A 21188-nucleotide genomic window follows, 5' to 3' on the forward strand; every position below is an offset into this window, starting at 1 on the left:
TCCTGAACGGTTTGAGAGGTCAGGGGTAGCGGATGTTGCACGAGTATGCGGATGGCTTCGTCGAGGTTGACGGGCTGCGGCTCCACTACACGGAGTGGGGTCCGGTCACGGCGCCGCCGATCGTGATGCTCCACGGGCTCAATGTCCAGTGCCACACCTGGGACCCGATCATCCGTGGGCTCCTTCCCGACCGGCATGTGATCGCGATGGACCTGCGTGGGCACGGGGACAGCGACTGGTGCCCCGCTGGGTACCGAGTGCGTTCCATGGCCCGTGACGTCCACGGGCTCATCGACCAGCTCGGTCTTGGACCCGTCGACCTTGTCGGGCACTCGGCCGGGGTCCGGGTCGCGATCGCGGTGGCCGGCGAGCGGCCGGAGACGGTGCGCCGGCTCGCGCTCTCGGACGCCGGACCAGCCAACTCCCGGTCCGGCGCGATCGCGATGCGCGACTTCATCCGGGCCACGACGAACCTGCGCGGATTCCGCGACGAAGCGGAGGCGGAGGCCTTCTACCTGGGCCTGCATCCCGAATGGCGCAAGGACTTCATCGACTTGCACGTCCGGCACCAGCTGCGCAGGAACTGGGCCGGCAAACTGGTCCCCAAGGCGGACCCGGACGTCCAGTGGATCACCGGCTCGGTGAGCCTGCCGGATGTCGAGTACCTGTGGCAGCGCTCGAAGGACCTCACGATGCCGACGCTGCTCCTGGTCGGCCGGCGCAGCAACGTGCTCGACGAGGAGGTCGTCGACCGCATGCTTGCGGCGATGCCGGCGGCAACGGTGCGGTGGTTCGACACCGGCCACTACGTCCCGCGGGAGGCGCCGGAGGAGTTCCTCGAGGTGCTGCGGTCGTTCCTGGAGGTGTCATGACGGCCGGCCGGGAGCGCTACGCGCACGTCCGCAGCCTGCTCGAGGTCCCCATCCTGGTCGAGCGGTACTGGGACAAGGTGCCCACGGTTCAGGCCGACGCGATCATGATCGATCTAGAGGACTCGGCGGCGCCCGCGGACAAGGAGCGGGCCCGCGCGCGGGTGGTCGAGGCATTAGGCGACCGATCGCATTTCGGCGCCCGCGAGGTCGTCGTACGGGTGAACAACCTCGAGACGCCGTGGGCCAGGGGCGACCTGGTGGCTCTGGCCCACGCTGACGGCGACTTCCTCGTCAGCTACCCGAAGGCGCGCTCGGCCGACGAGGTGGTGGCCGTGGCCGGCATCCTGCGCGAGCATCGGGACGCGCGCCCGCTCGGCCTGCACGTCATGATCGAGACCGCGGGTGCCGTCCAGGAACTGGACGCGATCTCGGCCGTCGAGACGGTGCAGGGGCTGCATTTCGGCTATGTCGACTTCGCGGCGGACGTCGGCTCGCGGCCGTTCGACGACGCGGGTGACGATCTCTACCTGCCCGGCAGCCAGGTGCGCTCGACGGTGGCGATCGCGGCGGCCGCACACGGGCTGTTCGCGACCGGGGGAAGCCTCGTTCCGAACTACCAGGATCTCGACGTCGTGCGCAGATTCGTGCGCACCTGGCGGGATGTCGGCTACACCGCGTGTATCGCGCTGGCGCCCCGTCACCTGCCGATCGTGAACGAGATCATGACGCCGTCGCCGGCCGAGGTCGAGTATGCCCGCGTGATCTGCCGGCGGTACGAGGAGGCGTTGCTGCGAGGCGAGGCGGCGGTCCTCCTCGACGGTCGGGTGGTGACGAGGCCGGACTACCGGGTCGCCGGCCTGGTCCTGGCTCGGGCCGGAGAGCCGGTGGGGCACCCGTGATGCGCCAGATCGTGATCGCCGGCGGCTCCAACGCCGGCCTGAGCGCCGCCCGCGAGCTGCGTCGGGCCGGCTTCGACGGGCGGGTCGTGCTTCTCGACGCCGATGCGCAGTCCCCGTATCGGCGGCCGGAGGTCTCGAAGGGCCTGCTGAGCGGCAAGCTCGATGAGGGACGCGTCGCCATCGAGTGGCCGGGGAACCTCGAGGTCGAGCGGCTGATGGGTCATCGCCTCGTCCGCCTTGACCTCGGGCGTCGCCAGGTCGAGGCTATCCGGGCGGATGGTGGCGACGTCCAGGTTCCTTTCGACGGTCTGGTGATCGCGACGGGAGCGCGGGCCAGGCCTGTTCCGTTCGGCCCGCGCCTGCCCGGAGTCCACACGCTGCGGTCCGTCGAGGACGCGCGCGGGCTGAGAAAGGACCTTCGGGAGGCGCGACGTGTGGTGATCGTGGGCGGTGGCTTCATCGGCCTCGAGGTGGCCGCCGTCGCCGCCGAGCTCGGTCAGGACGTCACCGTTGTCGAGAAGGACAAGGTACCGCTCGGCAGCGTGCTCGGTGCCTCCTTCGGCGCCTACGTGACCGCGTTGCACCGTTCGCATGGTGTACGCATCGTGACCGGCGGTTCGGTGGCCGGTCTCGTCCCAGGTCCGTCGGGGCGGGTCGCCGGTGTCCGTCTGGTCGGCGGTGAGCCGCTCGCGGCGGACGTCGTCCTCGTCGCGATCGGCTCGTTACCGGGAGTCGACTGGTTGATCGACAGCGGACTAGACGTTACTGACGGCGTTCGATGTGACCGTACGTGCGCGGTTGCGGGCGCCGACGGGGTGGTCGCGGCCGGCGATGTCGCTGCCTGGTGGAATCCGCTGTACAGCAGGCTCATGCGAGTAGAGCACTGGACAAACGCCGTCGAGCAGGGTGCCTATGCGGCCCGGCGGCTGCTCGGGCTGCACGATCCAGCGGGATTCGTGAGCGCGCCCTACTTCTGGTCCGATCAGTACGGCGCCAGGTTGCAGAGCATTGGCTCGTCCTTAGGCCACGATGCGGCCCTGACGCTCGAGAGCGACGGGCCAAAGCTCGTAGTCGCCTATGCCCGCGCGGGCCGCCTTCTAAGTGTGGCGGGGATCCACGCCAGTGCAGCCGTCATGGGCCACCGTTCGCAGGTTTTGTCCAGAATCTCGATTGAAGACCTGGAATGCGCAGTGTAATTACGATGAGCGGAATCTATGATTATGAAACGAATTATCAACGTGAACAGGATTCGGCGCTGTAGGGTCCGACGCGTGGGGCCAGGCACTGTGAGAGGGCGGGACAGATCATGATCGGTCAGTCACAGACCGTGCGGGCCGGGGCGGGTGTCACTGAGCCCGCCCCCGTCGCGCGGGGCCTCCGGCACCTGATCGACGGCCGGCTCGAGACGGGGACCGGACGCTTCGTGATCGTTTCGCCCTGGACCAGGCAGGTGGTCGCCGAGACGCCGGTGGCCGGAGCCGACGAGGCCGAGCGCGCGATCGCGGCCGCGCGCCGGGCGTTCGATGAGGGCCCCTGGCCGCGGATGTTGCCGGCCGAGCGGGCTGCCGTCCTGCACCGGTACGCCGACCTGCTCGCTGAGCACCGCGACGAGCTCGTGCGGATCGCGATCGATCAGGCCGGCGCGCTGCTGCCGCTGGCCGAGGGATGGCAGACCGGCGCGCCGCTCGTAGCGGCCCACGGATATGCCGACGCCGCCGCTAGCTTCGCCGAGACCGAGTCCACTGACATCAGCGGCCCGCCGATGTCCGGCCAGACGGGCGTACGGCGGGTCCGGGTCGTGCAGCGCGTCCCGGCGGGCGTCGTCACCGCGATCACCCCGTTCAACTACCCCTTCCGCGTCAACGTGCAGAAGGTCTTTCCGGCGCTTGCGGTCGGCTGCACGGTCATCCTCAAGCCGCACCCGACCACATCCTGGGATGCCGCGCTCATGGCGCGGCTCGCGGTGCAGGCCGGACTGCCCGAGGGTGTGCTGAACATCCTGCTCGGCGCCGGCCCCGAGACCGGTGAGGCGCTGGTCGGCGACCCCCGGGTCGACATGGTCAGCTTCACCGGTTCGACGGCCACCGGGCGGCGAATCATGGAGCTCGCCGCGCGGACGGTCAAGAAGTGCGTGCTTGAGCTCGGCGGCAAGTCCGCCAACATCGTCTTCGCGGACGCGGACCTCGATGCGTTCTTCGCCACGGACCCGGCCAATCTCAAGCATGCCGGCCAGGGCTGCGGCCAGCTCACCCGCCTGCTCGTCGAGCGTCCGATCTACGAGAAGGTGACGGCGCGGCTGGCTGAGCGTATGGCGACGTTGCGGCCAGGGGAGCCGCTGGACAGCGGCACCGAGCTGAGTCCGGTGGCCAACGCGGCGCAGTTCGACCGGGTCCTTGACTACATCCGCGTCGGCAGGGAGGAGGGTGCGACCCTCGCGGCCGGCGGTGCCGTTGCCGACCCCACCGGTTTCTTCATCGAGGCCACGCTGTTCACCGACGTCAACAACAGGATGCGTATCGCCCAGGAGGAGATATTCGGCCCGGTCCTTGTCGCCATCCCGTTCGATGACGAGACCGACGCCGTGAGAATCACCGAGGACTCGATTTACGGCATCAACGCCGCGGTCTGGAGCCAGGACCTGGAGAAGGCCTGGCGGGTGGCCGGTGCGATTCGCACCGGGAACGTCGGGGTCAACTGCCTGGCCAACGTCACCGCGGGCCCGCACGGGGGATTCAAGCAGACCGGTGTCGGACGGGAATGGGGTCGCTGGAGCCTCGACGAGTACATCGAGCTGCGTGCATTCGAGACGACCGGTTGATCTGCCAACGGCAGGGTCCCGGTCGCAGTCAGAATGGAGCTGAGAATGGCAGAGCTGCAGGACCGCATCGCGTTCATCACCGGCGGCGCGTCGGGCATGGGGCGCGCCAGCGCGCTTGCGATGGCGGGGGAGGGGGCCACGGTCGTCATCGGTGACCTCGACGAGGGGCAGGCCAAGGCGGTCGCCGCCGAGATCGAGACCGCCGGCGGGACCGCGCTCGCCCTCCAGGTCGACGTCACGGACGACGCGGCCATCCAGCGCTGCTATGACGTCATCGGCGAGCGGTACGGCCGGCTGGACATCGTCTACGCGAATGCGGGCACACCTGGCGCCACCGGCAACAACGTGACGCGTGAGCAGTACGACATCTCCGTCGCAGTGAACCTCACCGGCGCCTATTTCGCCGCGCAGCAGGCGATCCCGCTGCTGCAGGCATCCGCGAACGTCGGTTCGATCATCTTTACCAGCTCGACCGCCGGCCTCGTAGGCTCCCACCTGAGCCCGCTCTACTCTGCCTCCAAAGGTGGGGTCGTGATGCTGGGGAAATCGTTGGCGCTGGCGCTTGCCCCGAAGATCCGGGTGAACGTGATCTGCCCGGGGCCGATCGACACTCCTATGCTGCCGAAGTTCTGGTCCAGGGAGACCACGGAGGGCTTGGACGATCGCATGAACGCCTGGCTCGCCAAGGACATCCCACTCGGTCGGCGTGGCCGACCGGAGGAGATCGCGCAGGCCGCGCTCTTCCTGGCCAGCGACCGGGCGAGCTTCATCACCGGTGTCGCCCTGCCCGTCGACGGCGGTTTCGTCGCGAAGTGACACCGTGCGGGCCGACCGGAGCTGACCCGGGGCACCGACCCGGCCCGCGCGCGGGCCGTCCCAACGACACCGGCGCTCTTTGGCGCACCTTTTTCGGGAGTTGTTCATGGATATCAAGGATGTACCGGCAACGGCAGAGTTATCCAGACGCGGACTGTTACAGGCCGTCGGCCTCGGTGGCCTCGGCCTGGCGGTGGCGGCCTGCGCGGGCCGTGACGTCGGAACGGCCAGCAGCGCCGGCGGCGCGGTCGCACCGAAGTTCATCGATCACCTGATCGCGAACGTGCCCGCCTTTGAGTCGACCGATCGTGCCTTCAAGCTCTCTGCCCAGGCGCTCAGCGGCAGCTCGTCGTTCACCAGCTACGACGGCGACATGCAGAAGATGCTGTCGCAGGAGCTGCAGTTCCCCGCATTGGGAGTCAATGGTGTGCACAGCTATCTCGTCGCCGACGCGTCGGTGGGCCAGTACGCGCAGTCGTTGACCAACAAGAAGATCGCGTACACGAATCTCTCGAACCGCCTCCCGTGGTTCGCACCCAACGGTCCGAGGTACAACGGGTACTTTATCGGCAACGTTGGGGGGCCGTTCGCCGAGGAAGCCTATATCATCACGAAGATCCTCCTGCAGCGTGGCGGCGGGAAGGGCGAGGCGATCCTGCTCGGCGGCCCGAAGGGCGGCATCTCCGAGACCGCGCGGCGGTTCGGGGTCAACAGGGCGCTCGCGGAATATCCGAACGTCAAGGTCGTCGGCAACGCGTACACCGACTGGGATACCACCAAGGCCAGGGACGCACTGGCCGCGCTGCTGCCGGCGCATCCGGACGTGAAGTTCGTCGTCGGATTCAACGACGGCGTCGCCCAGGGCGCGATTGCCGCACTCAAGGCGGCTCGCAACACCACTGCGCTCGTCTGCGGTATGGACGGCGACCCTGGGTTCCTCGAGCAGATGCAGTCGGAGGAGAGGATCGTCGCCACCTCCGCCGGCCTGATCGCGTTCTCGGGAGTGCTGGCCGCCGTCCGGCTCTATGACTTCCTGAACGGTGTGAAGTTCGATCCCACCGAGGTGTTCATCGACACCGACAGCGTCATCGTGGACACGCCTGGTGCGGCGGGCGAGCTGTTGAACCTAACCGGCGAGGACAAGTCGCCGCTGTGGGACGCGCGGAAGATGAGCCGGAAACTGCAGGGCGACAAATGGACGTTCCCGCACAAGTGCGTGGTCTCGGACCCGACGAATTTCCTGTGGGGCGACAGGCCAGGCACCAACAGGACCCCCCGCCCGGCGGGCTTCCAGTGGCCGACGGAATATCAGCGGGCACTCGACAGTGGGCAGATCGACAAGGTCAACACCGACTGGTCCGCGCGTTTCGTCGATCCCTATGGCTCCGTCCGGGCGAAGGCGGATTACAAGGACGGTGCGCTCGGCACGTTCAAGCGCATGGGCATCGCATAGAACGACGGGGCGACCCACAGGAGGTGGCGGATATGTATGACCAGGACCCGATGCGGCAGCGCCTGGCGGGCCGCACCGCGCTCGTGACCGGCGCGGCCCATGGCCAGGGCCGGGCGCACTGCCTGCGGCTCGCGGCCGAAGGAGCCGACATCGTCGCGCTGGACCTCTGCGAGCAGGCACTGAAGGTCGCCTACCCGCTCGGCACGTGGGATGAGCTCGTCGAGACGGTCGACGCGGTCAAGGCCATGGGACGGCGCGCGGTCGCGATAAAGGCGGACATCCGTGACCGGGCGGCGCTGGCGGCGGCGGAGGCCGCCAGCAGCACCGACTTCCCACGGCTGGACGTGCTTGTCTGCAACGCGGGCATGGGCGCCTACGGCAAGATCCTCGACACTCCCATGGACCTGTGGGACGAGGTCATGAGTGTCAACCTGACCGGAACCTTCAACACCGTGCAGGCGTTCGCCCCGCGCATGCTCGCGGGCGACGGCGGTTCGATCATCATCACCAGCTCGGTTTCCGGGACCAAGGGGCTTCCCTTCACCGGCGCGTACGCCGCGACCAAGCACGGCCTCCAGGGCCTGATGAAGGTCCTGGCGCAGGAGCTGGGCGAGTTCGGAATCCGGGTCAACACCGTGAACCCCGGGCCGATCCGGACCCCCCTGACCACCGACGAGACCGGGCCGGCGCTGCTGAGCGGTGACGGCCACGACGCGGTCCTGTTCGCCAGCACCTTCAACCCGGTGCTGCCCATCCCGGCGAACGGATTCCTCGAACCCGAGGAGGTGAGCGCCGCCGTCGCGTGGCTCGCCTCCGACGACGCGAGGTTCATCACCGGTATGGCCGTACCGGTCGACGCCGGCGTCATGGTCCGCTGACCGATCCAAGGACACAGGAGTAGGTAATGTCGAAGATCGCGCCTCGGTTACACGACTACCGGGGAAAGTACCAACGAATCAAATTTGAGCGCACCGACGACGGTGTCCTCGTCGTCACTCTTCACACCCGGGGCGGGTCGTTGGTGTGGGACACGGTCGCCCATGACGAGCTGGCGTACTGCTTCAACGACGTCGCCTGCGATCCGGAGAACAAGGTCGTCGTGCTCACCGGCGCCGGCGCCGACTTCTGCGGGGCCATCGACTTCGACAGCTTCGTCCTGACCGGCCCCGCCGATTGGGACAACAGCGTCTTCGAGGGCCAGAGGCTGATCAACAACTTACTGTCGATCCGGGTTCCGGTGATTGCTGCCGTCAACGGGCCCGCGCGGGTGCACTCCGAGATTCCGATCCTCTCCGACGTCGTGCTCGCGTCTTCCACCGCGGTTTTCGAGGACAGTCCCCACCTGCCAGGAGGAATCGTTCCCGGCGACGGAGCCGCGCAGGCGTGGATCTACGTCCTGGGCGCGAAGCGTGCCAAGTACTTCCTTCTCACCGAGAAGGAGCTCTCGGCCGAGGCCGCGCTGGTTGCCGGCGCCGTCGACGAGGTCCTCGCGCCCGCTGAGCTGATTCCCCGGGCCATGGAGATCGCCCACAGGCTGGCGGCCAAGCCGCTGCTCACGCTGCGCTACACCCGTGAGGTCCTGACCCGTGACCTCAAACGCATCATGCACGACCAGCTCGGTTTCGGCCTCGTGCACGAGGCGCTCGCGGCGCTGGATCTGTAGGCCGCGATGACGGTCGACACTCTGCCGCCGCCGGCCCTCGAAGCCGACGGAGTCACGAAGGCGTTCCCAGGAGTACGGGCATTGACGGACGTCAGCATCACGGTGCGTGACGGCGAGGTGGTGGGCCTCGTCGGCGAGAACGGCGCCGGAAAGTCGACCCTGCTCAGCATCCTGTCCGGCTCTCTGAGCGTCGACTCCGGCGAGGTCCGTGTCGGCGGCCGTGCCACGGAGCTGGCGAGCTACCAGCAGGCCAACGCGGCTGGCGTGTTCCGCGCGCACCAGGACCAGGGCCTCATCGGCAACCTGACCGTCGCGGAGAACCTGTACCTCGGCCACGAGGTCCGGTTCACCGTCGGCGGCCTGCTGCGAACCGCTCGCATGCGCCGCGCCGCCGCCCAGCAGGTCGACGGCAGCCAGCTGCTGGGTGGGCAGGTCGACGTGGACGCACGCGTACGGGATCTGCCGCTGGACATCCGGCAGCTCGTGGAGATCACGCGGGCCTTCGCCGTCGCCGACCTGCTCGAGATCGGCCGGCCGGTCATCCTCCTCGACGAGACCACAGCCTCGCTGAACCAGGACGAGGCGGCCGAGCTGTTCCAGTTCGTCCGGGCCCACCGCGAGCATGCCTCGTTCGTGTTCGTCAGCCACCGCCTGAACGAGATCCTCGAGCTGTGCGACCGGGTGTACGTCCTGAAGGACGGACAGGTCGTCGCCGAGCGGCTGGCCGCCGAGACCAGCGAGGCCGAGCTGCACCGGCTCATGGTCGGACGTGAGCGCTCACAGAACCACTACTTCGAGGATCGCCGGCACGCCACCTTCGGCCCGGCCCGGTTGCAGGTCGACGGACTGGCGGCGGCGCCGTACTTCACCGACGTGTCACTGGAGATCCGCCAAGGTGAGATCTTCGCGCTGGGTGGCATCGCCGGCTGCGGCAAGTCGCATGTCGCCCGGGCCATCGCGGGTGACCTGAAAGCGCACGGCGATGTCGTCGTCGATGGACACCGCCTGCGGTCCGGGGACAACGCCGCACGGACCGGGTTCATCGCGTTCGGTCCGCTTGACCGCCACGCGGAGGGCGTGAGCCTGCTGCAGAGCATCAAGTGGAATATCACCTGGTCGAGCCTGCGCTCGTTGCGCCGCGGCCCCTTTCTCGATCCGGGACGCGAACGGCGCGCCGTCGCCGCGGCGATCGACCGGTACCGCATTGCCGCTCCAGACATGGAGACCAAGGTCGGCTCGCTGAGCGGTGGAAACCAGCAGAAAGTCATGCTCGCCCGGCTCGTCGCCTCCGGGGCCCACGTACTGGTCCTGGACAACCCCACCCGGGGAGTCGACGTCGGCGCCCGCCAGGAGATCTACGGACATCTGCGCGATCTCGCGGACGAGGGCATCGCAATCCTCGTCGTGAGCGACGACCTCAACGAGCTCCTCGGGCTCGGTGACCGCGTCGCGGTCATGAAGGACGGGCGCATGGTCCATCAATGGGATCAGGCCGAGACCAGGCTGCTCACCGAAGAGCTCGTCATCGCAAGGATGGTGTGAAATGACCACGCAGCAGCTTCCGGAGAGGCCCGTGGTGGCCGTGAAACCAGCCCGGCCACCACGGTCTACCGGTGAGGTGGTCGGCGCCTGGGGTGGTCGGCTGTTACCGTACGCGCTGATCGTCGCGCTCATTATTTTCTTCACTGCGCGTACGGCGCTGTTCCCGACCACCGACAACCTGCTGAACATCCTTCGGTCGTCCTCGACACTGATGGTGGTCGCGTGCGCGTCGACGCTGGTCATCGTCGCCGGCAGCATCGACCTGTCCGTCGGCGCGGTCGCTGCCTTGACGGGAACCATCGCGGTCCAGTTGTCCGAACACGGCCACCCCGACCTGATCTGGCTCGCGCTGCCCATCGGTCTGGCCTGCGGCCTGGTGAACGGCTTCCTGGTCGCGTACGCCAAGCTGCCGTCATTCCTTACGACGCTCGGCACACTGTTCATTCTCAACGGTCTGGCCCTGAGGATCACAGGCGGCGCCGCGGCTCAGCTCGACAACCACACGCTCGACACGATGGTCAACAGCACACCTGCGTTTGGCATCGCAAATATCGTCTGGTGGGCCGTGATGGTGTTCGCCATCGTCGCGGTCATCGCGTACCGGACGCCGTTCGGCCGCCACGTCTATGCCATCGGTGGCAACGAACGCGTCGCGGCCCTCTCCGGCCTCAAGGTGCGGCGCAACAAACTTGCGCTGTTCGCCCTGTCCGGCCTCCTGTCCGGCGTCGCCGGACTCATGCTAATCGGCGTCGGCGGCGGATCCTCGCCCGGTATGGGCGATTCGTTCCTGCTTAACGCCATCGCGGCGGTAGTGATGGGCGGAACCGCCCTCAGCGGCGGCAGCGGTGGCCCGGCGCGCACCATCGTTGGCGTCCTCACCCTGGGGATCGTGACCAACGGGATGACCTTGATCCAGGTGGATCCCAACTACCAGACCGTGATCTTCGGCGTGATCGTGCTGTTCGCCGTGATCGTCACCGTTCGCCGGTCCGAGACCGGCGTTGTCAAGTGAGGAGGGTTGGTTATGAGTGACGTCCGATTCGACGGGCGGGTCGCGCTCGTCACCGGTGCCGGCGGTGGGATCGGTCGCGCGCACGCGAAGACCCTGGCCGCGCGCGGCGCGAAAGTCGTGGTCAACGACTACGGGGTGTCCATCCGGAACGAGGTTCAGAGCGGCGACCGCGCCCAGGCCGTCGTCGACGAGATCACGGCGGCCAACGGCGTGGCCGTCGCGAACCGGGGCAGTGTCGCGAGCCAGGAAGACGTCGCCGCGATGGTGCAACAGGCCATCGACACGTTCGGTCGTATCGACATCGTCGTGAACAACGCCGGGATCAACGCCTCGGACCCGATCCAGGAGGAGCCGGGACCCGCGTATGCGGCGCACATGGCCGTGCATCTCGAGGGTCAGCTCATGACGATGCGCGCCGCGTGGCCGCACATGGCGCGCCAGGGCTACGGCAGGTTTGTCAACACGAGCTCCGCCGCGGCGCTCGGCTTCGTGCAGCCAGACGGAACCTGGTACGGCTCGTACGCAATCGCGAAGGCCGGGGTCCTGGCCGCCACACGTCAGGCCGCGGGAGCCGGAGCCCCGTTGGGGATCAAGGCGAACGCCATCCTGCCTCTGGCGATCAGCCGGATGGTCACGCCGCTGATTCCGGGTACCAACGTCCTTGAATACATGGAGCGGTTCACGACGGCGGAGCACGTCGCGCTCGGTGCCTGCCTGCTGGCGGCGCAGGAGTGTCCGGTCTCCGGCCAGGCTTTCAGTATCAGCGGCGGTCGGGTCGCAAGGGTGTTCTTCGCCTCCCCGCTCGGGTTCGCGGACCCCGAGCTTACGCCCGAGAAGGTGCGCGACAACTGGGAGCTCGTCGTGGGCAGCCAGAACGCCGACCACCTGCTCGAGGAGACCTACGAGGCCGTCGACAACGCATTCGAGTACGCCCTTCTTCAGAAGGCCGGCATTGGCGCGGAGGCGAAGCTGTGATCAGACATGTCGCCGTCATCAAGTTGAGCCCGAGCTCCACCGCCGATCAACGCGGTGAGCTGGTCGGGATGATCGGGGCGCTCAGGGGCCTGCCGCAGGTGCGGTCGATGACGGTCGGCGAGTCCGTGACCGAGGGTCAGGCGGACGTCGGAATGGTCGCCGACTTCGACACCGCCGACGACCTCGCCACGTACCTGACCCATCCACGTCACCTCGAGGTCGTCGCGTTCCTGGGCCCGCTGCGGGAGAGCTCGATGGGCATCGACTACGTGGTCGACGGCCACCAGGACGGCACCGAGAGACTCGCGCCCAGCACGGAGGGAGTCGTGGCACCATGACGTCTTACGATCTCGACGCCCCGGAGGTCGACAGCGGTATCACCTGGCCGCCGCGGCGCGCGGACCCGCTGCTGCCGCCTCCTGCGTTCGACGAGGTGCGGGCCCGGTGCCCGGTGAGCCGGGTCAGCCTCTACGACGGCTCCGCGGCCTGGCTGGCCACCCGGCACGACGACATGCGGGCGTTGCTGCGCAATCCGGCCATGTCCGCGAACCCGCGTGTCGGCGGGTACCCGAACAGCAGCGCCAACCACTCGGCGTCTCGCAATACACAGGGTGGCTTCATTCGCATGGATGCCCCGGAGCATGACGTGCAACGACGCATGCTGACGAAGGCGTTCTCCGTGCGACAGGTCGAGCTACTACGGCCGTATGTCGAGCAGCTGGTCGACGAGTTGCTCGACGGCATGGCGGCGGCGGGCGGCCCCGTTGACCTCGTGGCGGCGCTCGCCGAGCCGCTGCCGGCCCGAGCGATCTGCAAGATCCTCGACCTACCGAGCAGCGACGCGGCGTTCCTGCTCGGCCGGGTCGCGACGTGGATGAACCTGAACAGCCCGCCTGACGTCTCCGCGCAGGCCTCGGGGGACCTTGCCGCGTTCCTTGACAACCTCATACGTCGCCGGCTTGAGAAGCCGGGCGAGGACATCGTCAGCCACCTCGTCGCACAGCAGTTCCAGCAGGGCGCGATCAGCCGTCAGGACCTCGTCGGCATGCTGCAGCTGCTCGTTGTCGGCGGCTTCGACACCACGGCCAACATGATCGCGCTCGGCACGATCGCCTTCCTTCGCTTTCCGGACCAGGCCGCTGAACTCCGCGCGCACCCGGAGCTGGCGGCGCCGGCGATGGAGGAGCTGCTCCGGTATCTCTCCGTCGCGCACCACGTGGCTTCCCGGGTGGCGACGGACGACATCATGATCCGGGGTGTGTGCATTCACGCCGGTGATGGTGTCATCGCCCCTATCCCTGCCGCGAACCATGACCCCGAGGTCTTCGAGGACCCACACGTCCTCAACATTCGCCGCGATGCCCGTGACCATGTCTCGTTCGGATTCGGCATCCATCAGTGTCTCGGCCAGAACCTTGCTCGGATCGAGCTTCAGGTCGTGTTTGTGAAATTGCTCCAGCGATTCCCCGACCTGCGGCTCGCGGTGGCGGAATCCGATCTCGACTTCAGAAACTCGATGATCTATGGCGTGCCCGAACTCCTGGTGACGTGGGGAGAAGCATGACGATGACACGGATCGAAGCGCTGCAGGAACGCTGCATCGGCGCCGGAAACTGCGTCGATGTCGCGGAGAAGTACTTCGACCTGGGCGACGACGGTCTTGTGGTCGCCCTGCACGAGACCGTCGAGGACGGCGACGAGTCGCTCGTGAGACGAGCCGTCGGGATCTGTCCGGCGACCGCGATCCTCTTGCACGACGCTGGTTCCTAAATACCGGCCCCGGTGACGCGGCCTGCGTCGGTGGCCGGCGGGCGCCCACGAACGGCCGGATGGTCGGCGACGGCGGGCGTCGGCCATCCGGGTGTTCGTGGCCAGGGCCCGTCGGCGTGGTCGTCACGGCGGTCGCTACAGAACGGAATGCGAGTGAAGACGATACTGTGCCGGACGGCTCAGGAAACGCTGACCAGCGTCGTGACCGACGGCATGACGATTGCCGTCGGTGGGTTCGGGCTGTGCGGGATACCGAGCGAGCTGATCCGGGCGCTTCATGACAGCCACGCAACGGATCTCACTGTCATCTCCAACAACATGGGTGTGGACGGCGCCGGGCTCGGCCTCCTTCTGGAGAGCAGGCAGGTACGGAAGGTCATCGCGTCGTACGTCGGCGAGAACATGATGTTCGCGGACCAGTACCTGAACGGGGACATCGAGGTCGAGTTCAATCCCCAGGGGACGCTCGCGGAGCGGCTCAGGGCGGGAGGAGCCGGTATCGCGGGTTTCTACACCAGAACCGGGGTGAGCACGCCCGTCGCGACAGGAAAACCAACGGAAGTCTTCGACGGTGAGACCTATCTGTTCGAGCGTTCACTCCGGGCCGACCTGTCCCTGGTGCATGCCCACACGGCCGACACATACGGGAACCTGACCTATCGGCGCACTGCCCGCAACTTCAACCCGCTGGTCGCCGCCGCGGGGGTCGTCACCATTGCCGAGGTCGAGAATATCAGCCTGGAGGCACTCGATCCGGAGGTGATCGTGACGCCGGGGATCTATGTCGACCGCGTCGTGCGAGTACTGTGCCCCGAAAAACAGATCGAACAGCGCACTGTTCGGCCGCACCCTGCGCACGAGGTCGGAGGCGTCCAATGACCTGGAGTCGTGAGCAGATGGCGGCCTTGGCCGCCGCTGAGCTCGCCGATGGCGACTACGTCAATCTTGGAATCGGCATTCCGACGCTGGTGGCGAACCACCTCCCCAGCGGAGTCCACGTGACACTTCACAGCGAGAACGGCCTTCTCGGCATGGGCCCATATCCGTTCGAAGGCGAGGAGGACGCCGATCTCATCAATGCCGGCAAGCAGACCATCACGGCAGTGCGTGGGGCGAGTTTCTTTGACTCCGCCGAGTCTTTCGCGATGATCCGCGGTGGCCACGTCGACGTGGCTGTCCTCGGCGCACTCCAGGTATCCCAGACCGGCGACCTCGCGAACTGGGCGGTTCCTGGGTCGTTGATCAAGGGTATGGGTGGCGCCATGGACCTCGTGGTCGGCGCCAGGCGGGTCGTGGTGCTTACCGATCACGTGGCAAAGGACAGCTCCAGCAAGATTGTCCGGGTCTGCACCCTTCCGTTGACGGGTGTCGGCGTCGTCGACAGGATTATCTCCAACTACGCCGTCATGGATGTCACCCCGGGCGGTCTGCGCGTAGTACTCGTCGCGCCAGGTCACTCCCGGACCGAAGTCGAATCGATCACCGACGCGAAAGTGCTGTGGTCCGACCCAATTATCTAGACCAGATCTTTCGTCCGCCCAGCGAGTGCGGAGATCATGCCCGAGAACGGCTGGCCCGACCGCTGTCCCCGCCAGCGCAGCTGTCCCCGCCAGCGCAACGGTGCCCTGCCAGGTCACTGTCAGGTCAGTCGTCCGCGTGCCTGGGTTCGGTGCTCTTCTCCTTGAGGGCCGCCGCGGCGACTGCGGCGGTGTCGTTGAGGTGGCGGGTTGTGATCGCGGTGACCGCCTCCGCGTTGCGGGTCCGGTAGGCGGCGATCAGCGCCTTGTGGTCATTGCGAGCCCGGCGCCGACGCTCGGGATCCGTCGTCACCGACAGTTCGACGTACAGCGCCGAGATGTCCGCCAGACGGCGCAGAAACCGGCGCAGGTGCGGCAGGTTCGAGGCTCCGTCGAGCAGGGTGTGCAGGGCGCGGTTTGCCTCGACCCACTGGGCGTCGTCGACGTCGAGTGTCATCTGGTCGGTGAGCCGCTCGGCCTCGTCGAGTTCCTCGTCGGTGATGGTGTGGATCCGCTCGCGGATCGCCAGCGGGATGAGCACCCGGCGCAGTTCGTAGATCTCCTCGAGCTCGTCCAGGCTCACCGCGTGGACGGTGGCGCCGCGGAACGGGTCGAAGTCGACGAGCCCCTCGTTCTCCAGGTCGCGCAGCGCCTCCCGGACCGGCGTGACACTCACGTTGAGGGTGTTCGCGAGCTCGGCCTGGACCAGGTGGGTGCCTGCGGCAATGGTGCCGGAGACGATGGCGTGCCGCAGCCGGTCGGCGACGTCACGGTGCGCGGTGCGGACGCCGCTGCGGCCGAGCGCGGGCAGTGACGACTTCGAGTTTCTGGTGCGCCCGCGTGCCGGTCTTTCGTCGATCTCGACCCCCCTGGTCCTAGAGCGCCCCGCCGTGACGGGAGGCTGGGCACCTTCGTACGCGCGCGTCACAGGAAGAAACCGGAGCCGCTGTCAAATACTGCCACGATTGCGCCGGAGAGCGGCACGTGGCGGAACGCAGCGCGACGGGCCTCCTGTCCGGGCCAGAGCCCGGCGGGGCCGGTCGGCCGAGGATCGACGACGATTCGGGCGTCGGCGAGGGGCTGCGCGGGGCCGAACACCGCCCGTGCGGCTGTCGTCGTCTTCGCGATCGCGGTCGGGAGGTCGAGCGCACCCTGCTCGACGAGGGTGAGCAGCGCGGGCAGCAGGTGCTGCTCGATCTCCAGGCCGGGCCCGGTGTTGCCGGCGATCGGCGCGTTGTGGTCGCTGGCTATCAGGTCGACCCGCTCGGCGAGGATGCGCAGCAGGCTGGCCCGGGCGGCGTCGTCGTCCGGGACCGGCGGCAGGACGTGGAGCTCGCCGGGCCGCCCGGCCGGGAGTTCGACGAGGAAGTGCGGTGATGTCTGGGTCGTCGAGTTGGGGCGGGTGGCGATCCGGTCGCTCATCGCCTCGGAGACGACGTGGCGGAAGTGGACCGGCCCGCCGCGGGAGGCGAGAACCCCCTCGAAGGCCTCGTCGCTGTAGAAGTAGATCGCCGCCTTGCAGCCCACGGCCCAGATCGCCTCGAGGTTCGGCCAGAAGTTCGGGTTGTCCGAGTACAGCTTGATCGTCGGCATCCAGGTCTGGCGGATCCGCTCGCCGAACGTCGCCAGCCACTTCGGGAACGCCTCACTGTCGACGTCGGAGGCGACGGAGAGGATCGGCAGGATCTGGGGGAACGCCGTCGACGCGAAGTAGGCGGTCACCACGTCGAGGTCGAGCGCCTCGAGCTGGTGCCAGGGCACGGCAGTGTTCACCGTGGTCGCGCCACCGGCGAGCGCCCGCCACCGGTCGGTCTCGCGCAGCCCTCGGGTGAGGATCGGCAGGTGGGCGTCGGCGTCGTACAGACCGGGCAGTACCCACAGCTCGCTGCCGTCGATCGCCGGCGCGGGCGCCGGGCCCGCCGGGCCGGGGACCTCGATCGTCAGATCGGCGCGCTCGCCGGTGAGCGGGTTGACCACATCGGTGAGACGCACGGGGCTGTAGCTGTCGGGCAAGACGCACCACCGTTCGCAGACGGACTCGATCTTCGAGCATCATATATGTTCCGACGTCTTCGTTCCGCCCACGTTGCCTGATGTAACGAAAAGTTACATCTTCCCGTGCGTACTGGACGGTCCCCGATCCAGGGTGCTCATACTTCTTATATGATGTATGGACCGACAGCCGGGCTAGCCTCGACGGCGGGGCCCGACCTGGCGACCCGTCTCGACCGGATCGAGTCCCGCGACGAGATCCGCGGGCTCAAGGCCGCCTACATGCAGGGCCTCGACGACCGGCTGCGGGGCGCGGTCGCGGACCTCTTCTGGGAGGACGCGATCTGGGAGTCTCTGCCGGACCGCCCGCTCGAGGGCGATGCGCCTACGAAGGCCGGCAGCCAGATCGTCGGGCGCGGGGCGATCGCCGAGTCGTTCGTGGCCGCCGCCGTGAACATGTCGTTCACCGCGCACTTCCTGACCAACGAGAACATCACCGTCGACGGCGACCGGGCCGTCGGCCGCTGGAAGCTCCTGCAGGCCTGCAACGCCGGTCGGGACCGCGCCTTCTGGCAGGCCGGGGCCTACGTCGACGACTTCGAGCGCCGCGACGGTATCTGGAAGTTCTCGCACCTGCGCCTGGCCCTGGACTTCCGCACCCCGTTCGACGAGGGCTGGCTGGTCAACCGCCTGTGGGAGCCAGCCAGCTGACCCGTCGCGCCCTGCCCCCCTTTCCCGAGTTCCGGTCCACCGTTCGCAGTCCCCACAAGGAGGCGTTGCCGCGTGAAGGTCGCGATCTTCCGCTACCAGGGCGCCCAGTACACCGGTGTCGTCCAAGGCGACCAGGTGCACGCCGTCGCCGCGTCGTTCGACGAGCTGCTCGCCGCAGCGGCGCCGGACCCGCTGGGGCTGACGGTCCCGCTCGCCGAGGTGCAGCTGCTGCCCCCGGTCGCCTCTTCCTGTCGAGGCGTGCTGTGCGTGGGTATCAACTACGTCGAGCACCAGCGCGAATCCGCCGACGCGTTCGAGAAGACGGTGCCCACGGATCCGATCGTCTTCTTCAAGACGCCGGCGGCCCTGGCCGGCGCCTACGACCCGCTGCCGCTGGACCCGGGGATCTCGACGGAGTTCGACTGGGAGGTCGAGCTCGGCGTGGTGATCGGCAAGGCCGGCAGAGGCATCCCCCGCGAGTCCGCGGGTGACCACGTCTTCGGGTACACGATCGTCAACGACATCACCGCCCGCGACGCGCAGAAGCGGCACTCCCAGTGGCACCTGGGCAAGAACGTCGAGGGCTGTACCCCGATCGGCCCCTGGGTGGTCACCGTCGACGAGCTTGGCTACCCACCGGTCCTCGACCTGTCCCTCACCGTCAACGGGGTGCGCAAGCAGGAGGCGAACACCCGGGACATGGTGTTCGACATCGCCGACCAGATCTCGATCATCTCGCGCTATGTGACCCTGCTTCCGGGCGACGTGCTCGCGACCGGGACGCCGTCCGGAGTGGGTTTCACCCGGCGCCCGCCGGAGTTCCTCCGTGCGGGCGATGTGGTCGAGACGACGATCGAGGAGATCGGCGCGCTGCGCAACACCATCGCCGTGCCGGCCGGTGCCGCTCTCGTCGGGCAGGCGGGGGCCCGATGACCGGCGGCCTCGCTGTCGCCTCCACGGGGGGAAGGACGGTCGGCTACTACTCGCCGGTCGTGATCTGCCCGCCGTCGGCCTCCCTCGCGATGATCAGTGGCGTGCTCTCCGTCGACGCGGACGGCGAGACCGTCGGCGCCGGGGACTTCGAGGCGCAGATGCGCACCGTCTTCCGCCTGCTCGGCGAGACGCTCAAGGCCGCCGGCAGCTCGTGGGCCGAGCTCGCGAAGATGACGACCTACCTGGTCAACTCGGACCACATCGCGGACTTCTACCGGATCCGCGAGGAGATCTTCGCCGATCTTTACCCGCAGGGCCGGCCGCCCGGCAACACCTTGCTGGTCGTCGCCCGGCTCGTCCGCCCGGAATTCCTCATCGAGGTCGAGGGCATCGCCACCACCCAGCAGAGAGGAGCCGGTGATGAGCTCGTCGGTTGAGCAGACCGTCTACCCGAGCGGAAGCCGCGTCGTCGCGACCGGAGCGCTCGAGGCCGACAACGCGGCCGACGCCGGCGGCGCGTCCGGCGCGCTGTCGCGTGGCACGGCTGTCTCGGCCGGGGGCATGTGGCTGGGGGTGAGCGTCCTGCCGCCGGGCCACCATTCGGTGGCGCACCATCACGAGGACCAGACCACGATCGTCTGCGTCATCTCCGGCAGCATGCGCTTCCTGGTTTCCGGGCCCGAGGGCGAGGAGGACTTCACCGCGGGAGCGGGGCAGATCGCGGTGATCCCCGGCGGTCTCGTGCACCGCGAGGAGAACCCGGACGAGGTCGACTGCCGCTGCGTCGTCGCGCGCAACAGCGAGCAGCCGACGGTCGTCAACCTGAGCTGATCGCCCCGGCCGGCTCCTCGTCCGCGGCGGTCGCGAGTCACAGAAACGTGCCACAGCGGACACGTGGCTGAAGCGACTACGACCGATCATATATGTTACCTCGCCCCGAGGAGCCGTCCATGAATGCTCTCACGCCGGAAGTCCAGGCAATCCTCGCCGGGCTCGACCCGGCGTCGACCGACTTCACCACTGCCCGCACGCTGCCCGCGGCCGTCTACACGTCCGAGGAGTTCTACGCCTTCGAGAAGGAGGCGATCTTCGCCCGGGAGTGGCTGTGCCTCGGCCATATCGACCAGGTAGCCAATCCCGGCGACTTCTTCACCATCCAGGTCGGCGACGAGCCGCTCATCGTCGCCCGCGGCGAGGACGGCGAGCTGCGGGTCATGTCCGCGATCTGCCAGCACCGCGGGTACCCGATCACCGTCGACGGCGAGAAGGGCACCGCGAAGCAGTTCCGCTGCGCCTACCACTACTGGGCGTATGGCCTGGACGGCCAGTTGGTCGCGGCCCCCGAGATGACCCAGACCTGCCCGATCGCCGAACTGCGCGCCGAAACCCGGCTACCGCGGCTGAAGGTCGAGATCTGGCACGGAATGATCTTCGCGAACATGGACCCGGGCGCGGAGCCGCTCGCGCCGACGCTGGCCAAGCTCGAGCCGGAGATGGCCGCCTACAACGTCGGCGACCTGAAGATCGTCAAGACGATGGAGTACAAGAACCAGCCCTGGAACTGGAAAGGCATGCACGAGAACGCGCTCGAGCCTTACCACACGTCGTTCGTGCACATGGGCTACCACGACATCGCCCCGGCCTCGATGGCGGAGTTCGTCGAGTGGGACGACTCCGACGGGCAGGTCATGCACCCGACGAACTACCGCTGGATCGACGCGGGCTTCAACCCGACCGGGCGAGCCGTGCTGCCGATCCTGCCGGGCCTCTCGGAGCAGCGCCGCACCCGCGTCATGTTCGCCTCGGTGCTGCCGACCGTGTTCTTCGCTTTCACCCCGGACCAGGTCTTCTACTTCTTGATCACGCCCGAGACCGCGAACACGATGACCTTGCGCATGGGCTGGCTGTTCCCGGAGAGCTCCATCAAGGCGCCCGGGTTCGAGTGGGCGTTCCAGATGCAGAACGACGTCAACGAGGCGATCAACGAGCAGGACATCTACTCGAACACCCGGATGCAGCAGGGCCAGCGTTCCCGCTACGCCAACCGCGGTCGGTACAGCTGGCAGGAGGGCACCCTCTCGCAGATGAACCGCTGGCTGACCCTGCGTTACATGCGCTACGCGGCCCTGCTCGACTCCCGTTACGCCGACCTCGTCGCCGACCTCGTCGACGCGGTCGGTCCGGGAACGCGATGACCGCCCCGTTCCCGCCCGCC

The 21188-nt window shown here is 67.9% G+C and carries 23 protein-coding genes; 21 read left to right on the forward strand and 2 right to left on the reverse strand.

Annotated features, from left to right (window positions below):
* Positions 1-32 precede the first annotated feature (32 nt).
* The 16 genes from AC6EXY_RS21900 to AC6EXY_RS21975 all read left to right on the forward strand — a co-directional run bounded on the left by AC6EXY_RS21900 (position 33) and on the right by AC6EXY_RS21975 (position 15340).
* On the forward strand, positions 33-872 hold the full coding sequence (locus tag AC6EXY_RS21900) for an alpha/beta fold hydrolase (protein ID WP_101829569.1): 840 nt from the start codon (positions 33-35) through the stop codon (positions 870-872).
* Positions 869-1771 (forward strand): HpcH/HpaI aldolase/citrate lyase family protein, encoded by a 903-nt coding sequence (locus AC6EXY_RS21905; protein WP_101829570.1) that lies wholly within the window; start codon positions 869-871, stop codon positions 1769-1771. Before AC6EXY_RS21900 ends, AC6EXY_RS21905 begins: the two co-directional genes overlap by 4 nt.
* Positions 1771-2967 carry an NAD(P)/FAD-dependent oxidoreductase gene (locus tag AC6EXY_RS21910; protein ID WP_101829571.1) on the forward strand — a complete coding sequence of 399 codons (1197 nt, stop codon included), beginning with the start codon at positions 1771-1773 and terminating at the stop codon, positions 2965-2967. Before AC6EXY_RS21905 ends, AC6EXY_RS21910 begins: the two co-directional genes overlap by 1 nt.
* 110 nt (positions 2968-3077) lie before the next feature.
* Positions 3078-4589, forward strand: a complete 1512-nt coding sequence (locus AC6EXY_RS21915) for an aldehyde dehydrogenase family protein (RefSeq protein WP_499817897.1) — start codon at positions 3078-3080, stop codon at positions 4587-4589.
* 45 nt (positions 4590-4634) lie between these two features.
* Positions 4635-5405: an SDR family NAD(P)-dependent oxidoreductase gene (locus AC6EXY_RS21920; RefSeq protein WP_101829573.1), complete on the forward strand. Its 771-nt coding sequence runs from the start codon at positions 4635-4637 to the stop codon at positions 5403-5405.
* Positions 5406-5511: 106 nt separating this feature from the next.
* A complete protein-coding gene (locus AC6EXY_RS21925; protein WP_133150530.1) occupies positions 5512-6858 on the forward strand; it encodes a sugar ABC transporter substrate-binding protein in 1347 nt (448 codons plus the stop codon).
* 32 nt (positions 6859-6890) lie between these two features.
* Positions 6891-7736: a mycofactocin-coupled SDR family oxidoreductase gene (locus AC6EXY_RS21930; protein WP_165818173.1), complete on the forward strand. Its 846-nt coding sequence runs from the start codon at positions 6891-6893 to the stop codon at positions 7734-7736.
* 26 nt (positions 7737-7762) lie between these two features.
* On the forward strand, positions 7763-8521 hold the full coding sequence (locus tag AC6EXY_RS21935; RefSeq protein ID WP_101829576.1) for an enoyl-CoA hydratase/isomerase family protein: 759 nt from the start codon (positions 7763-7765) through the stop codon (positions 8519-8521).
* Between the two features lie 6 nt (positions 8522-8527).
* Entirely contained in the window at positions 8528-10063 is a 1536-nt protein-coding gene (locus AC6EXY_RS21940; RefSeq protein WP_101829577.1) for a sugar ABC transporter ATP-binding protein, read from the forward strand.
* 1 nt (position 10064) lies between these two features.
* A complete protein-coding gene (locus tag AC6EXY_RS21945; protein WP_101829578.1) occupies positions 10065-11075 on the forward strand; it encodes an ABC transporter permease in 1011 nt (336 codons plus the stop codon).
* A gap of 12 nt (positions 11076-11087) precedes the next feature.
* Positions 11088-12050, forward strand: coding sequence for an SDR family NAD(P)-dependent oxidoreductase (locus AC6EXY_RS21950; RefSeq protein WP_101829579.1), 963 nt, complete (start codon positions 11088-11090; stop codon positions 12048-12050).
* Positions 12047-12388 (forward strand): Dabb family protein, encoded by a 342-nt coding sequence (locus tag AC6EXY_RS21955; RefSeq protein ID WP_165818174.1) that lies wholly within the window; start codon positions 12047-12049, stop codon positions 12386-12388. The genes AC6EXY_RS21950 and AC6EXY_RS21955 overlap by 4 nt, the downstream gene beginning before the upstream one ends.
* A 113-nt stretch (positions 12389-12501) precedes the next feature.
* Entirely contained in the window at positions 12502-13614 is a 1113-nt protein-coding gene (locus AC6EXY_RS21960) for a cytochrome P450 (protein ID WP_499817898.1), read from the forward strand.
* Between the two features lie 2 nt (positions 13615-13616).
* Positions 13617-13820, forward strand: a complete 204-nt coding sequence (locus AC6EXY_RS21965; RefSeq protein ID WP_499817899.1) for a ferredoxin — start codon at positions 13617-13619, stop codon at positions 13818-13820.
* Between the two features lie 153 nt (positions 13821-13973).
* The gene (locus tag AC6EXY_RS21970) at positions 13974-14699 is read left to right on the forward strand and encodes a CoA transferase subunit A (RefSeq protein WP_499817900.1); all 726 of its coding nucleotides are present in this window, start codon (positions 13974-13976) and stop codon (positions 14697-14699) included.
* Positions 14696-15340, forward strand: coding sequence for a 3-oxoacid CoA-transferase subunit B (locus tag AC6EXY_RS21975; protein ID WP_101829584.1), 645 nt, complete (start codon positions 14696-14698; stop codon positions 15338-15340). The genes AC6EXY_RS21970 and AC6EXY_RS21975 overlap by 4 nt, the downstream gene beginning before the upstream one ends.
* A gap of 124 nt (positions 15341-15464) precedes the next feature.
* Here AC6EXY_RS21975 and AC6EXY_RS21980 read toward each other — a convergent pair whose 3' ends face one another.
* Positions 15465-16265 (reverse strand): GntR family transcriptional regulator, encoded by an 801-nt coding sequence (locus AC6EXY_RS21980; protein ID WP_101829585.1) that lies wholly within the window; start codon positions 16263-16265, stop codon positions 15465-15467.
* Entirely contained in the window at positions 16262-17350 is a 1089-nt protein-coding gene (locus AC6EXY_RS21985) for an amidohydrolase family protein (RefSeq protein WP_499817901.1), read from the reverse strand. The genes AC6EXY_RS21980 and AC6EXY_RS21985 overlap by 4 nt, the downstream gene beginning before the upstream one ends.
* A gap of 150 nt (positions 17351-17500) precedes the next feature.
* Here AC6EXY_RS21985 and AC6EXY_RS21990 point away from each other — a divergent pair, with 150 nt between their 5' ends.
* From AC6EXY_RS21990 to AC6EXY_RS22010, 5 genes are all read left to right on the forward strand, one after another.
* Positions 17501-18040 carry a nuclear transport factor 2 family protein gene (locus AC6EXY_RS21990; protein ID WP_101829587.1) on the forward strand — a complete coding sequence of 180 codons (540 nt, stop codon included), beginning with the start codon at positions 17501-17503 and terminating at the stop codon, positions 18038-18040.
* A gap of 72 nt (positions 18041-18112) precedes the next feature.
* Entirely contained in the window at positions 18113-18973 is an 861-nt protein-coding gene (locus AC6EXY_RS21995; protein WP_101829588.1) for a fumarylacetoacetate hydrolase family protein, read from the forward strand.
* On the forward strand, positions 18970-19410 hold the full coding sequence (locus tag AC6EXY_RS22000; protein WP_499817902.1) for a RidA family protein: 441 nt from the start codon (positions 18970-18972) through the stop codon (positions 19408-19410). The genes AC6EXY_RS21995 and AC6EXY_RS22000 overlap by 4 nt, the downstream gene beginning before the upstream one ends.
* Positions 19394-19804 (forward strand): cupin domain-containing protein, encoded by a 411-nt coding sequence (locus AC6EXY_RS22005; RefSeq protein ID WP_101829590.1) that lies wholly within the window; start codon positions 19394-19396, stop codon positions 19802-19804. The genes AC6EXY_RS22000 and AC6EXY_RS22005 overlap by 17 nt, the downstream gene beginning before the upstream one ends.
* A gap of 119 nt (positions 19805-19923) precedes the next feature.
* Complete coding sequence (locus AC6EXY_RS22010; protein WP_499817903.1) at positions 19924-21168, forward strand: aromatic ring-hydroxylating oxygenase subunit alpha; 1245 nt, start codon at positions 19924-19926, stop codon at positions 21166-21168.
* Positions 21169-21188 lie beyond the last annotated feature (20 nt).

The organism is Frankia sp. RB5 (assembly GCF_059816245.1).

What these genes read in the sequence shown, in the direction of transcription:
- AC6EXY_RS22010 (WP_499817903.1), top strand. Translation starts at nt 19,924, where the DNA reads ATGAATGCTCTCACGCCGGAAGTCCAGGCAATCCTCGCCGGGCTCGAC.
- AC6EXY_RS21905 (WP_101829570.1), top strand. Translation starts at nt 869, where the DNA reads ATGACGGCCGGCCGGGAGCGCTACGCGCACGTCCGCAGCCTGCTCGAG.
- AC6EXY_RS21945 (WP_101829578.1), top strand. Translation starts at nt 10,065, where the DNA reads ATGACCACGCAGCAGCTTCCGGAGAGGCCCGTGGTGGCCGTGAAACCA.
- AC6EXY_RS22005 (WP_101829590.1), top strand. Translation starts at nt 19,394, where the DNA reads ATGAGCTCGTCGGTTGAGCAGACCGTCTACCCGAGCGGAAGCCGCGTC.
- AC6EXY_RS21900 (WP_101829569.1), top strand. Translation starts at nt 33, where the DNA reads ATGTTGCACGAGTATGCGGATGGCTTCGTCGAGGTTGACGGGCTGCGG.
- AC6EXY_RS21930 (WP_165818173.1), top strand. Translation starts at nt 6,891, where the DNA reads ATGTATGACCAGGACCCGATGCGGCAGCGCCTGGCGGGCCGCACCGCG.
- AC6EXY_RS22000 (WP_499817902.1), top strand. Translation starts at nt 18,970, where the DNA reads ATGACCGGCGGCCTCGCTGTCGCCTCCACGGGGGGAAGGACGGTCGGC.
- AC6EXY_RS21925 (WP_133150530.1), top strand. Translation starts at nt 5,512, where the DNA reads ATGGATATCAAGGATGTACCGGCAACGGCAGAGTTATCCAGACGCGGA.
- AC6EXY_RS21950 (WP_101829579.1), top strand. Translation starts at nt 11,088, where the DNA reads ATGAGTGACGTCCGATTCGACGGGCGGGTCGCGCTCGTCACCGGTGCC.
- AC6EXY_RS21935 (WP_101829576.1), top strand. Translation starts at nt 7,763, where the DNA reads ATGTCGAAGATCGCGCCTCGGTTACACGACTACCGGGGAAAGTACCAA.
- AC6EXY_RS21975 (WP_101829584.1), top strand. Translation starts at nt 14,696, where the DNA reads ATGACCTGGAGTCGTGAGCAGATGGCGGCCTTGGCCGCCGCTGAGCTC.
- AC6EXY_RS21965 (WP_499817899.1), top strand. Translation starts at nt 13,617, where the DNA reads ATGACACGGATCGAAGCGCTGCAGGAACGCTGCATCGGCGCCGGAAAC.
- AC6EXY_RS21940 (WP_101829577.1), top strand. Translation starts at nt 8,528, where the DNA reads ATGACGGTCGACACTCTGCCGCCGCCGGCCCTCGAAGCCGACGGAGTC.
- AC6EXY_RS21920 (WP_101829573.1), top strand. Translation starts at nt 4,635, where the DNA reads ATGGCAGAGCTGCAGGACCGCATCGCGTTCATCACCGGCGGCGCGTCG.
- AC6EXY_RS21915 (WP_499817897.1), top strand. Translation starts at nt 3,078, where the DNA reads ATGATCGGTCAGTCACAGACCGTGCGGGCCGGGGCGGGTGTCACTGAG.
- AC6EXY_RS21910 (WP_101829571.1), top strand. Translation starts at nt 1,771, where the DNA reads ATGCGCCAGATCGTGATCGCCGGCGGCTCCAACGCCGGCCTGAGCGCC.
- AC6EXY_RS21990 (WP_101829587.1), top strand. Translation starts at nt 17,501, where the DNA reads ATGATGTATGGACCGACAGCCGGGCTAGCCTCGACGGCGGGGCCCGAC.